This is a genomic window from Streptomyces sp. NPDC006450 (assembly GCF_040612195.1).
Lineage (GTDB): Bacteria > Actinomycetota > Actinomycetes > Streptomycetales > Streptomycetaceae > Streptomyces.
Map to the genome: position 1 here is coordinate 30,188 of NZ_JBEXPT010000049.1, position 12,240 is coordinate 42,427.

General features: G+C 72.3%; 12 protein-coding genes. 5 read left to right on the plus strand and 7 right to left on the minus strand.

Going from position 1 to position 12,240, the window contains the following annotated elements; all coding sequences use genetic code 11:
• Positions 1 to 97: 97 nt before the first annotated feature.
• From ABZY57_RS17175 to ABZY57_RS17190, 4 genes are all read right to left on the minus strand, one after another.
• Positions 98 to 892 carry a glucose 1-dehydrogenase gene (locus ABZY57_RS17175; protein ID WP_356512662.1) on the minus strand — a complete coding sequence of 265 codons (795 nt, stop codon included), beginning with the start codon at positions 890 to 892 and terminating at the stop codon, positions 98 to 100.
• Between the two features lie 26 nt (positions 893 to 918).
• Positions 919 to 1,866: an LLM class F420-dependent oxidoreductase gene (locus ABZY57_RS17180; protein ID WP_356512664.1), complete on the minus strand. Its 948-nt coding sequence runs from the start codon at positions 1,864 to 1,866 to the stop codon at positions 919 to 921.
• A 185-nt stretch (positions 1,867 to 2,051) separates the two neighbouring features.
• The gene (locus tag ABZY57_RS17185; protein WP_356512666.1) at positions 2,052 to 3,305 is read right to left on the minus strand and encodes an FG-GAP-like repeat-containing protein; all 1,254 of its coding nucleotides are present in this window, start codon (positions 3,303 to 3,305) and stop codon (positions 2,052 to 2,054) included.
• An 86-nt stretch (positions 3,306 to 3,391) separates the two neighbouring features.
• Positions 3,392 to 4,621 (minus strand): FG-GAP-like repeat-containing protein, encoded by a 1,230-nt coding sequence (locus ABZY57_RS17190; protein ID WP_356512668.1) that lies wholly within the window; start codon positions 4,619 to 4,621, stop codon positions 3,392 to 3,394.
• 209 nt (positions 4,622 to 4,830) lie between these two features.
• On the opposite strand from ABZY57_RS17190, the gene ABZY57_RS17195 reads away from it, so the two are divergent.
• Positions 4,831 to 5,559 carry a hypothetical protein gene (locus tag ABZY57_RS17195; RefSeq protein WP_356512670.1) on the plus strand — a complete coding sequence of 243 codons (729 nt, stop codon included), beginning with the start codon at positions 4,831 to 4,833 and terminating at the stop codon, positions 5,557 to 5,559.
• On the opposite strand, the gene ABZY57_RS17200 is transcribed toward ABZY57_RS17195, so the two are convergent.
• Genes ABZY57_RS17200 through ABZY57_RS17210 form a run of 3 tightly spaced genes read right to left on the minus strand, consistent with a single transcriptional unit; the run spans position 5,531 to position 8,405 of the window.
• Positions 5,531 to 6,436 (minus strand): hypothetical protein, encoded by a 906-nt coding sequence (locus ABZY57_RS17200; RefSeq protein WP_356512672.1) that lies wholly within the window; start codon positions 6,434 to 6,436, stop codon positions 5,531 to 5,533. The genes ABZY57_RS17195 and ABZY57_RS17200 overlap by 29 nt on opposite strands.
• A gap of 26 nt (positions 6,437 to 6,462) precedes the next feature.
• On the minus strand, positions 6,463 to 7,743 hold the full coding sequence (locus ABZY57_RS17205) for an ATP-binding protein (protein WP_356512674.1): 1,281 nt from the start codon (positions 7,741 to 7,743) through the stop codon (positions 6,463 to 6,465).
• Positions 7,740 to 8,405, minus strand: coding sequence for a response regulator transcription factor (locus tag ABZY57_RS17210; protein WP_356512676.1), 666 nt, complete (start codon positions 8,403 to 8,405; stop codon positions 7,740 to 7,742). Before ABZY57_RS17210 ends, ABZY57_RS17205 begins: the two co-directional genes overlap by 4 nt.
• A 90-nt stretch (positions 8,406 to 8,495) precedes the next feature.
• Here ABZY57_RS17210 and ABZY57_RS17215 point away from each other — a divergent pair, with 90 nt between their 5' ends.
• From ABZY57_RS17215 to ABZY57_RS17230, 4 genes are read left to right on the plus strand one after another with little or no spacing between them, the layout of a single operon-like run.
• On the plus strand, positions 8,496 to 9,014 hold the full coding sequence (locus tag ABZY57_RS17215) for a hypothetical protein (RefSeq protein ID WP_356512678.1): 519 nt from the start codon (positions 8,496 to 8,498) through the stop codon (positions 9,012 to 9,014).
• Positions 9,011 to 10,198: a peptidoglycan-binding protein gene (locus ABZY57_RS17220; protein WP_356512680.1), complete on the plus strand. Its 1,188-nt coding sequence runs from the start codon at positions 9,011 to 9,013 to the stop codon at positions 10,196 to 10,198. The genes ABZY57_RS17215 and ABZY57_RS17220 overlap by 4 nt, the downstream gene beginning before the upstream one ends.
• Positions 10,195 to 10,905: an ABC transporter ATP-binding protein gene (locus tag ABZY57_RS17225; protein WP_356512682.1), complete on the plus strand. Its 711-nt coding sequence runs from the start codon at positions 10,195 to 10,197 to the stop codon at positions 10,903 to 10,905. Before ABZY57_RS17220 ends, ABZY57_RS17225 begins: the two co-directional genes overlap by 4 nt.
• Entirely contained in the window at positions 10,905 to 12,179 is a 1,275-nt protein-coding gene (locus ABZY57_RS17230) for an ABC transporter permease (RefSeq protein WP_356512684.1), read from the plus strand. Before ABZY57_RS17225 ends, ABZY57_RS17230 begins: the two co-directional genes overlap by 1 nt.
• The last annotated feature ends 61 nt before the right edge of the window (positions 12,180 to 12,240 follow it).

The window sequence follows — 12,240 nt, forward strand, 5'->3', positions numbered from 1 at the left end:
TGCGTCAGATTCGATGTCACGACTGTTCCATCGCAGGGGCGGGAGCGTCAATACCTGACGCTCCATCAGATGTACCCGCAGCGTTGCCGGAGGGGCCCTAGAGGATGCTGACGCCCGCCATCCAGCCGCCGTCGATCACGAAGGGCTGGCCGGTGATGTACGAGGAGTCCTCGCTGGTCAGGAACAGCGCCAGCTTGGCTATCTCCTCGGGCTGCCCCACCCGGCCCATCGGCACCACGCGCTGGTAGAGCTCCGCCATGGCGTCCCGGGCCTCCTGGGGCAGGTCCGCCGGATCGGTGTTCCCGGGGGTGGCCATCGCGGTGTCCACCGCCCCCGGGCACATCGCGTTGACCCGGATGTTCTTCGCGGCGAGCTCCAGCGCGGCCACCCGGGTCAGGCCGAGGATCGCCGCCTTGGTCGCCGCGTACGTGCCCACGTACGCCATGCCCGTCAGGCCCGTGTACGAGGAGGTGTTGACGATCGTGCCGCCACCGGCCGCCTCGATCTCCGGGGCCACCGACTTGATGCCGAGGAAGGCGCCGACCTGGTTGACCTGGACCACGTGCTGGAACTCCTCCAGCGGGGTCGCGGTCAGCTCGTTGAAGCGCAGGATGCCCGCATTGTTGACCAGCCCGTTCACCGGGCCGAAGGCCTCCTTCGCCGCCGCGATGGCGGCCGCCCAGTCCTCCTCCCGGCTCACGTCCATCCGTACGTACCGGGCCCGGTCCTCGCCGATCTCCTTCGCGACCGCCGCGCCCCGCTCGTCCAGCACGTCACCCAGGAGCACCTTGGCGCCCTCCGAGGCGAAGAGCCGGGCCTCCTGCTCGCCCTGGCCGCGCGCGGCACCGGTGATGATGACGACGCGTCCGTCCAGCTTGCCTGGCTTGCCCATGTGTTCGCCCCTAAGCGGCTAGTCGTTCAGTCATTGAGGAGGGGGCCCACTTCGGACCCGAAAGCCGTGATCTGGTCGATGAGTTCGGCCCGGTCGCGATTGCGGAAGCGGACCTGGATCTGGTCGATGCCGATCGCCTTGTACGCGCGCAGCGACTCGGCGAGCGCCTCCGCCTTGCCGGTGAGGGTCCGCCGGCCGGTGTCCCAGCCGGGCTCGCCGACGTACAGCGGCGCGGTGATCGCGCCGAACTCCACGGGTCCGGTGACCCCGGCCTCGGCGCGGAGCTCCCTGATCCGGGCGATCTGCGCCGGAAGCCTGTCGAGCGGGTCGCCCTGCGGGAGCCAGCCGTCGCCGCGCACGGCGGCGCGGCGGACGGCGGCGGGCGAGGACCCTCCCACCCAGACGGGGATCCGGGACTGGACGGGGCGGGGAAGCTGCCCGAGGTCCTTGAAGGAGAACAGCTCACCCTCGAACTCCGGGTACTCCTCGGGGCCGAGGGCGGCGCGCAGCGCGTCGAGGGTCTCGTCGAGGACGGCCCCGCGGCGGGCGAAGTCCACGCCGAGGACCTCGAACTCCTCCTTCACGTGCCCGGCGCCGACGCCGAGGATCAGCCGGCCGCCGGAGAGGTGGTCGACGGTGGCGTACTGCTTGGCGCTGAGCAGCGGGTGGCGCAGGCCCAGGATCGCGACGTGGCTCAGCAGCCGCACGTTCTCGGTGATCCCGGCCAGGAAGGAGAGGGTCGCGACGGGGTCGTACCAGATGGTGCTCATGGGGCCGGCCATGTGCCGCGGGATGGCCACGTGGTCGCAGGTGGCGACGTAGCCGAAGCCGGCCCGGTCGGCCGCCCGGGCGACCGCGGCGAGATCGGCGGCGCCGGCCGTGGCCTCCCAGGGCTCGGCATAGATGGTGCTCTGCGACTGGATCGGGAGCTGCATCCCGTAGACCAGCCGACCTTCAGGAAACACGCGCGCCATGGGCCGTACCCGCCTCGTCCTCGACTGCCGATTCGTCATACCGGTGCGGGGGCCATCGTCATAGCTGACGGTCCGTCAGGCAAGGGGTAGGTGCGAAGACGGCAACCGGGACCGGGTCCTGACACGCAGAAGACCCCGCACCCGAAGGCGCGGGGTCCCGATGCTCGGGGACGCGGTCCCCCGGGTCAGAAGACGCGGACCCGGTCGGCCCTGTCCCAGCCCATGTTGGCCTCCGGGCCGCGCAGGCCGCCGGTCCCGGTGCCCGGGTACACGAAGGCCTGCCAGCCGATGGGCCGCAGCAGGTCGCTGATGCCGTCGGCGGTGGAGTCGCCGGTGGCCACGATCGGGGCGTCCAGCGGCCAGGCGTACGGCAGCACCTTGCGCGCGCCGAAACCGCCCGCGCCGTTGCCCGGGTAGAGCCACAGCCGCCGCGAGCCGTCCCGGGCCAGGAGGTCGGCCCGGCCGTCGCCGGACAGGTCGCCGGGCGAGACGAGCTGGTTCATGACGCCCCAGCCGGCGCCCAGGTTCTTGCGCGTGCCGAACGAGCCCCTGCCGTTGCCCGGGTACATCCACAGCACGCCGGCCGTGTCGCGGGCGAGCAGGTCGCCGCGGCCGTCGCCGGTCAGGTCGCCGGCCGCGCTGATCTCGCGCATGGCGTTCCAGCCGGCGCCCAGGCTCAGCCGCGTACCGAGGGCGCCGGTGCCCAGGCCCGGGTAGAACCAGAGGACACCGCCCTTGTCGCGGGCGAAGACGTCCTCCTTGCCGTCGGTGTCGTAGTCGCCGTGGCGCAGCAGCTGGGTCATGGCGTTCCAGCCGCCGCCGAGGAACTTGCCCTGCGTACGCCCCTGGGCGTCCCTCTTGCCGGGCAGGAACCACAGGCGGCCGTCGTCGCCACGCTCCAGCAGGTCGGCGATGCGGTCGTTGTTGAGGTCCGCGAAGTTCGCGACGGCCGGAACCGGCGCGGGCCGCGGCTGGTCGGGCCAGGCCACCCAGTCCATGTACGGGACGCCCTGGTTCACCTCGTACTCGGTGGTGGCGATCCGGATGGAGCTGATGGTGTTGTCGAACCGGCCCATGAGGGAGCCCGAGAGGTCGTTGGGGCCGTTGTGCGGGCTCACCATGAGGACGTCGCCGTTCTGGCCGGCCGAGTAGTTCGCGTCCGGGAAGACCGCCGCCCACAGGTCGCTGTTGTTCACCAGCGAGGAGATCTTGTTGTCCCAGGCGCCGAGCGTGGCCTGCGGGGACGAGAAGGTCTTCATCTCGCCCGTGAAGTCGTCGCCGGCGAAGACGCAGAACTTGCCCGCCGGGCAGCGCTCGTAGTTCTCGGCCGCGGCGGCGGTGGGCGCGGCGGTGACCAGGGCGGCCACCGAGGCGGCCGTGGCGACGGCCGCGCCGAGGATGCGGCGCAGGGGACGGGATCGGGTACCGGGTCGGGTCATGAGGAGGGCAGTCCGTTCTGAACTGAGGCGCGAAGTCCGAAGACTGAAGACTGAATGGGGAGGGTGAGAACCGGAGGGCCGGGCGGTCAGAACACGAGGTGCGCGTCCGAGGCGCTGCCGATGACCTTCGCGCCGCCGAGGTGGCCGTCCTTCGCACCCGTCCCGGGGTACAGGCGCAGGTAGTTGTCGCCGTGCGAGTGCGTCAGGAGGTCGGGCCGCCCGTCGCCGTCGTAGTCGCCGATGCCCGCCAGCTCCTTGAAGCCGTTCCAGCCGCCGGTGCCGATCAGGCTGCGCGCGCCGAAGGCGCCGCGGCCGTTGCCCGGGTAGAACCAGAGCCGCCCGGAGGTGTCACGGGCCACGAGGTCCGAGATGCGGTCGGAGTTCATGTCACCGGCGCCGACGAGCTCGTTCATCACGCCCCAGCCGCCGCCGAGGTTCTTGCGCGTGCCGAAACCGCCCTTGCCGTTGCCGGGGTACAGCCACAGCACTCCGGCGGTGTCGCGGGCGAGCAGGTCCCGCTTGCCGTCACCGGTGAGGTCGCCCATCGCGGCGAGGTCCCGCATCGCGTTCCAGCCGCCACCGAGCCCGACGCGCGTACCGAGGGCCGAGCCGGTGCCCGGGTAGAACCACAGGGCGCCGTCCTTGTCGCGGGCGAAGACGTCTTCCTTGGCGTCCGTGTCGTAGTCGCCGTGGCGCAGCAACTGGGTCATTGCGTTCCAGCCGGTGCCGATGCGGTGGGTCTTGTTGTCCTCCGCCGCGTTCACGGACCACAGCGCGCCGTACCGGTTGCGGCCGAGCAGGTCGGTGCGGCCGTCGCCGTCGAGGTCGCCGAAGGCCGTCTCGGCGGCCGTGGGCGCGGGACGCGTCTGCGGCTCCTCGTCCCACCACCACCACGGGTGGGTGGCGAAGGTGCCGCAGTCCTCGGCGTCCGGCAGGAGCTGGATCGAGCTGATGGCGTCGTCCAGGTCCGGGCGCGAGCTCTCGTCGAAGGACACGAGAGTGTTGTAGTAGTGCGTGGCGCCGTTCCAGCCGTAGTCGGGATCGGGGCTGACGCACACCGTGTAGTCGCTGTTGTTGGAGAGCGAGCTGATGCGGTTGTCCCAGGTGCCGAGGCGGGCCAGGCTGCTCTTGACGATCTTCATGTCGCCGGTGCCGACGGGCCCGCTGAACACGCAGACCTCGCCCCAGGGACAACGGCCGTAACCGCTGGCCGCCTGGGCGGCCGAGGCGCCGCCGAGGAGGCCCGCGGTGGTGGCGAGCGCCGTGGCGACGGCGAGGAGCGCGCCGCGGACGGCGCGCGGAACGGAAAGGGTCACAGATCCCCCCGGATGTGTGTGGAGCAGCCGTGTTCTCACAGGCCCGCAGGAGCCGGCCCCCCTGGAACGCGGATTCGAGTGTGTGGATTCTAGCCCTGGCCCGTTTCCTTCCTGCCCCGGGCCACGGGCATCAGAATCCGACGGCGGAGCCACCGAAGGCGGCGTACGAGGGATGTGCGAGCGCGGGGCGGACCGCTAGGGTGCCGCGCGTGGATCTCTTTCTGACGCTGGTCAGCGGTGTGGCGTGGACCCTCGTGTACGCCGAGGCGATCCGGGTGGGGCTGCGGGACCGGACGTACGCGATGCCGGTCGCCGCGCTCGCGCTGAACTTCGCGTGGGAGTCGACGTATGCCGTACGCGAGTTCACCGTCGGAGTCTCCGCCCAGGGCATCGTCAACGTGGTGTGGGCACTCGCCGACATCGTCATCGTGTACACGTACCTGCGCTACGGGCGGGCCGAGCTGCCCCGCTTCGTGACCCGGCCGCTGTTCGCCGTCTGGACCGCGCTGCTCTTCGCGAGCGCCTTCGCCGTGCAGTGGCTCTTCCTCGCCCACTTCGGCGCGCACGACGCGAGCCGCTACTCGGCGTTCCTGCAGAACCTGCTGATGTCCGGACTGTTCATCGCCCTCTACGCGAGCCGGCGCGGCCGGCACGGGCAGTCCCTGGTCATCGCCGTCGCCAAATGGCTCGGCACGCTCGCGCCGACCTTCCTGTTCGGAGTCGTCGAGGACGCGCCGTTCATCCTCGGGCTGGGGCTGCTGTGCGCCGTCTTCGACCTCGCCTACATCGCCCTGCTGGCCCGCGACCCGGCTGCGGGCGGGGGCGCGGGCGGGGAGCCGGCGGTGGGCGGAGAGCCTGCGGCCGGCGGGGAGCCTGCGGCGGGCGGTGAGCCTGCGGCGGGCGGGCCCGTCAGAAGCCCTGCGGCCCCATCACGATGACCGGCTTCGCCGCCGGGTCGAGGGTCGCCAGGACCTTCTGCATCGCGGCCTTCGGGATGCCCACGCAGCCCTGCGAGGGGCCGTCGTGGTCCACGTGGAGCCAGATGTTGCCGCCCTTCTCCTCGCCCTCCGGCTTCGTCGGGTCGAGCGGACTCACTCCCGTCCTGCGGTTGAAGTCGATGGCGACGACGTAGTCGAAGGAGCCGCGCAGCGATTCGCCGTTGACCCCGCGGCCCGTCGCCACGAAGGAGCTGTCCTGGTCGTACGGGAACTTCGTGCCCGGCGGCTTCGCCAGCAGCCCGCCCGCGTCGGTCAGCGCGAACACGCCCTGGGGTGAGGTCAGGTCCCCGTACGTACGCTCCGTGGACCAGCCCTTGGCGCCGTTGCGCGCCGGCCAGCTGTCGCTCTTCGCCCAGTCGGCGCCGGCCGCCGGGCGGGTGTACAGGGCCGCGGTGGATTCCGAGGAGTCCTTGGCCTTGCCGGTGACCAGGATCAGCTGGCGGGCGTCCGCGGGGATCTTCGCCCGGGTCTGCTCGCTGACCTCGGGCAGACCCTGGAGGGGGTCGCGCTCGGCAGCCCTCGCGGCGCGCTCCCCGGACGGCGGCCGGGCGTCGGCGGCGGCCGACGCCGCCGCGTTGGCCGGCGGGTTCTGGGCGAGGTACGCCAGCCCGCGCCGAAACCGAGCAGGCCCAGGGCGGCCGCGAAGGCGAGCGGGCGCGAGCCGAGGGCACGCCGGGAACCGCGCCCGGCACGGACCGCGCGCCGCGCACCACCGGCGCGCAAGCGCGGGGTCGGTCGGGACGCCCCGGGTGTGCGGGACGGACGGGACGCGCGGGAGCCGGCTCGGGCGTGCTTGCTCATTGACCCGACCGTACACAGCCGATCTTCATTTTGGTTGACCGGTCAAGCGCCGGGCGTTTCCCCGGCGGGTCGCGCGGCCGGGGACGCGGCCCGTGACGCCCCCGGGGACGCCCCCGGTGACGCGGCCGGGAACCAGACCCGGACCATCAGCCCGCCGCCCGGCTCCGGGTTGGCCCGCGCCGTCAGTTCCGCGCCGTGCGCCCGCGCGATCGACGCGACGATCGAGAGCCCCAACCCGGCTCCCTCGCCCGCCGTGTGCCGCCGCTCCGCCCGCCGCCGGAAGGGCTCCAGCAGGCGCGGCACGTCAGCCGGCTCGATCACCGGACCGGTGTTGGAGACCGTCAGCACCCCCTCCCTGGAGGTCGCCACCTCCAGGCGGCCGCCCGCGCGGTTGTGACGCACGGCATTGGCCAGCAGGTTCCGTACGAGGTGGCCCAGCAGGGTCCGGTCGCCCGCGACGGTCAGCGGCGCGAGGTCCCGTACGACCAGCAGGTCCTGAGGGGACGTCGCCTCGATGCCCGCCAGCTCCGCCTCCGCGAGCCCCGCCAGGTCCACCGGCTCCGTCGCCTCCAGGCCCTCCTCCGAGACGGCGAGCAGGAGCAGCGACTCGACGAGGTGCTGACTGGAGTCCGCGACCTCGATGAGCTTGGAGCGGATCCGGGCCACCTTCTGCGGCGACGGCTCCCCCGCCAGCCCGATCTCGGCGGCCGCCCGCTGGACGGCGAGCGGGGTGCGCAGCTCGTGGGCGGCGTTCGCGGCGAACCGGCGCTGCGCCCCGACCAGGTCCTCCATCCGGTCGAGCATCCCGTCGAAGGTGTCCGCCAGCCGCTTGAGTTCGCCGGGCGGGGCCCGGAGGCCGATCCGCTCGTGGAGGTTGGCGCCGGACAGGCGCCGGGCCGTCTCGGTGATCACGCCGACGGGGCGCAGGACGCGGCCCGCCATCCACCAGGCGAGCCAGATGGACAGGACGGCGAAGACGGCGAGGGCGACGAGGGAGACGACGAGCAGCTCGTGGAGGGTGGCCTGCTCGACGGCCGAGGTCAGGTTGCGGGTGGCCCGCCACTGTTCGAGCTGTTCGGGGGTGGGGGTGGCGCCGGGGTCGAGCTTCTCGGCGGGGACCGGCAGCCGCCGGCCCGGGACCACGGACGGCGGGGTGCCCTCGAAGGCCGGGACGGTGGTGGTGACGGCCCCGCTGATGCGGGTGTAGAGGCCGTTGCGGAGCAGGATGTTGATCAGTGCGATGAGGCCGCCGCCCGCGAGGAGCAGCAGGGAGCCGTAGAGCACGGTGAGACGGGCGCGCTCGGAGTGGAGCACTGCTCTCATCGTGGATCACCGATCCGGTATCCGGCGCCCGGAACGGTCTCGATCAACGGCGGATCCCCCAGCTTGGCGCGCAGCTTGCTCAGGGTCACCCGTACCGCATTCGTGCGGTACGAGGTGTCCTCCTCCCAAACCTGCTCGATCAGGTCGTCGCTGCTGAGGACCGCGCCCTCCGCGCGCAGCAGCGACTCCAGGACGGCGAACTCCTTGCGGGAGAGCGCCAGCCTGCGCCCCTCGCGGGTGGCGGTGCGCCGCGCGACGTCCACGGCCACCCCCGCCCGCTCCAGCACCGGCGGCAGGGCCGGCTGGGCGCGCCGCCCCAGCGCCAGCACACGGGCGAGCAGCTCGTCGTAGGCGAAGGGCTTGGTGAGGTAGTCGTCGGCGCCGAGGCCCAGGCCCTCCACCCGGTCGCGTACGGTCCCGGAGGCCGTCAGCATCAGGACGCGGGTCAGCAGACGCTCGCGCACCACCTGGCGGCAGACCTCGTCGCCGTGCAGGCCGGGCAGGTCGCGGTCGAGGACCAGGACGTCGTACGCGCCCAGGCGCAGGCGGTTCAGAGCCTCCAGGCCGTCGCTCGCCTCGTCCACGGCCAGCGCGTCGCCGCGCAGCCCCTCGGCGATCATCTCCCGCAGGAACTCCTCGTCCTCCACCACCAGAACTCGCATGGCGTCCTCTTTACCCGAGAGGGGCATTTCGCCGTTGTAAGCACGAGCCGTTAGAGAAGCGAAACCCGCTTCTCGCGCACCCTCGGGCCCATGAAGCGATCCACGACCATGACCACGGCCGCGCTCCTCACCGGCCTCACCCTCTTCGTCACCGCGTGCACGGGCGGCGCCGGCGGCTCGGACGGAAAGAAGGACGAGAAGAAGGACTCCTCGAACTCGAGCGGCACGGGGGGCAGCGGTGGCGGTGGCGGCGCGGACGCCGACAACGCCCTCAAGATGCGCAAGTGCCTGCGCGAGAACGGCGTCGACATGCCCGACCCGAAGCCCGGCGAGGACCCGCGCGGAATGACGCTCGGTGCGGGCACGGACCAGGAGGTCCTGAAGAAGGCCATGGACACGTGCGGGATGAAGGGCCCCGGCTCCGGCGGCGAGATCCCGCAGGCGGAGAAGGACAAGGCCCTGAAGCAGGCCAAGTGCATGCGGGACAACGGCTTCGACATGCCGGACCCGGAGTTCAACGGGAACGCGCGGACCGGGTTCTCCATACCCGAGGGCGCCGACAAGGACGCCTTCATGGCCCAGCTGAACAAGTGCGGCGAGGGCCAGTGAGGAAGCGCGGCACGTGGCTCCTGGGCTCGCTGGCCGTCGTACTCGCCGTCACGGGCGGCGGGTACGCGGTCGTGGCCCAGGCCGGGACGGACGGCGGCAGCGGCAGCAGCGGCGGCGGCTCGAACCAGGGCCGCGCGGACGGTCTGCCGGGGGCCACGCAGCCGGTCACGCGCGGGGACCTGAGCTCCGGGTTCACGGTCGACGGAACGCTCGGCTTCGCCAAGGAGCGCAAGCTCAACGCGGTGGGTGCGGGCGGGGCGGGGGGAGCGGGGGCGGGCTCCGGGTCCGGGTCCGGGTCCGGGTCCGCGACCCTGACCTGGGCGGCGCCCGCCGGCTCCTCCGTCGAGCGCGACGGCAAGCTCTACGAGGTCAACGGCAAGCCCGTGCGCCTGATGTACGGCAGCACCCCCGTGTACCGGTCCCTGAAGTCCGGGGACAAGGGCGAGGACGTCAAACAGCTCAAGCAGAACCTCCAGGCCCTCGGCTTCGGCACCGGCCTGGACACCTCGGACGGCACCTTCACCGCCGGGACGGCCACCGCCGTCAAGCGCTGGCAGAAGTCCCACAAGGTGAAGGAGACGGGCGAGGTCGGCAAGGACGACATCGCCTTCGCCTCCGGACCCCAGCGGATCCAGAAGAACGACATGGCCGTCGGCGACGAGGCCGCCGCCGGCAAGCCCGTCATGACCCTGACCGGCACCGAGCGGATGGTCCGCCTGCAGCTGGACGTGGCCAAGGCGGGCAAGGTCAGGACCGGCGACCCGGTGACCGTGAGCCTGCCCGGCGGCGGTACCGCCAAGGGCAGGATCGGCTCGATCGGCGCCACCGCCAACGGCGACGACCCGTCCTCGGGCGGCGGGGGCGGCGGTGGGGGCGGGGGCGGCGGCGGAAACCAGAAGCCGAAGGTCGACGTCGAGATCGCCCTCGACAGCCCCGCCGAGGCCACGGGCCCCGACCAGTCCCCGGTCTCGGTGAGCCTGACGGGCGAAGTCCGCAAGGGGGTGCTCTCCGTACCGGTCAACTCGCTCCTGGCCCTCGCCGAGGGCGGCTTCGGAGTCCAGGTCGTCGAGGACGGCGAGGTCCGCGAGGTCCAGGTCGAGCTCGGCATGTTCGGCAAGGGTCGGGTGGAGGTGAAGGGGGACGCCCTCAAGGAGGGCATGCTCGTAGGAGTCCCCGCGTCATGAACAAGCACGCCCACGCGGTCGTCGAACTGAGCGGGGTCACCAAGGAGTACCCCGGCGGGGTCACGGCCCTGCGCGGAGTCGACCTCACCGTCCTGAACGGCGAACTCCTCGCCATCGTAGGACCGTCGGGCTCCGGAAAGTCCACCCTCCTGCACATCGTGGGAACCCTGGACCGGCCCACCGCCGGCCGCGTCGCCATCGCCGGGTACGACATCGCGAGCCTCTCGGACCGCTCCCTGTCGGCGCTGCGCTCCCGCCACGTCGGCTTCGTGTTCCAGTCCTTCCACCTGGTACCGGGCATCAGCGCCCGGGCCAACGTCGCCGAAGGGCTGCTGTACTCCGGGCTCTCCCGCGCCGAACGCGGACGGCGGGCCGAAAGCGCCCTGGAGCGCGTCGGCCTCGGCGACCGCATGGACCACCGGCCGCACGAGCTGTCCGGCGGACAGAAGCAGCGCGTGGCGATCGCCCGCGCGGTGGCGGGCGAACCGGACCTGCTGCTCGCCGACGAGCCGACGGGCGCACTGGACACGGCGTCCGGCGACTCGGTGATGGAACTGCTGCACGAGCTCAACCAGGACGGAGCCACCATCGCCGTGATCACCCACGACAACGAGATCGCGGCGAGCCTGCCCCGGCAGGTCCGCATCCGCGACGGCGCGATCGTGGCGGACGTGTGGAACGCGGACGCGCTGGGGGTGGGCGCGTAATGGGTGCCCGTACGAAGTCCCGCGCGGCCGAGAAGCAGACGCGCGCCGCCGAGAAGCAGGACCGCGCCGCCGGCAAGAAGGCCCGCAAGCTGTCACCGCCCCGGCTGGGACCCCGGGACGTGTTCCACGTGGGATCGGCGGGCCTGCGCTCGCGGCCCATGCGCGTGTTCCTGTCCGCGCTCGGGATCGCGATCGGCATCGCGACGATGATCGCGGTCGTCGGCATCTCCTCGTCGAGCCAGGCCAAGCTGCTCCAGGAACTCGACAAGCTCGGCACGAACATGATGGTCGCGACCCCCGGCCCGTCGATGTTCTCGGGACAGGACACCAAGCTGCCGAAGGACGCCCCCGGCATGATCGCCCGGATCGGCGGGGTCGAATCGGTCGGCACGACGGGCGACGTGAAGGAGTCCGTCCGCCGCAGCGAGAACATCCCGAAGGAGGAGACCAACGGCATCGCCCTCAAGGCGGCGAAGGACGAGCTCCTGAAGACGCTCCGGGCCCGGATGCACAGCGGAAGCTGGCTCAACGGCGCGACGGGCCGCTACCCGTCCGTGGTCCTCGGACACGTCACCGCCGAGCGCCTGGGCATCACGGGGCCGGGCGGGCAGGTCTTCATCGGCGGGCAGTACTTCACCGTCATCGGCATCCTGGAGCCGATCCCGCTGGCACCGGAGATCGAACGCTCGGCACTGATCGGCTGGGACGCCGCCCAGAGCCTCCTGGGCTTCGACGGCCACCCCACGTCCGTCTACGAGCGCTCCGCCGACGCCCGCGTCCAGCAGGTCCGCGACCTCATCCCCAAGACGGCCAACCCGCAGAGCCCGAGCACGGTCTCGGTCACGGACCCGTCGGCGGCCCTCCAGGCGAAGGCCGCCACCGAGGGCGCCTTCAGCACCCTCCTCCTCGGCCTGGGCGGCATCGCCCTGCTGGTGGGCGGGGTCGGGGTGGCCAACACCATGATCATCTCGGTGCTGGAACGCCGCCACGAGATCGGCCTGCGCCGCTCCCTGGGCGCCACCAAGGGCCAGATCCGCATCCAGTTCGTCACGGAGTCCCTGCTCCTGTCGGGCCTGGGCGGCCTGGCAGGCATCGTGCTGGGCGGCGCGGCCACGGCAGTGTACGCCCGGGCCGGCGACCTCCCCTGGGTGATCCCCCTCTGGGCCGTCACAGGCGGCTTCGCGGCAACCCTGGCCATCGGCACGGTGGCAGGCCTCTACCCTGCGGTCCGCGCGGCAAAGCTGTCGCCGACGCTGGCGCTGCAGGCGGGGTAGGGGCGGGGGGCCCGGCCCCGTTGGCTGGGGGGTGGGTGTGCGGGGTCGGGGGTGGGTGGGT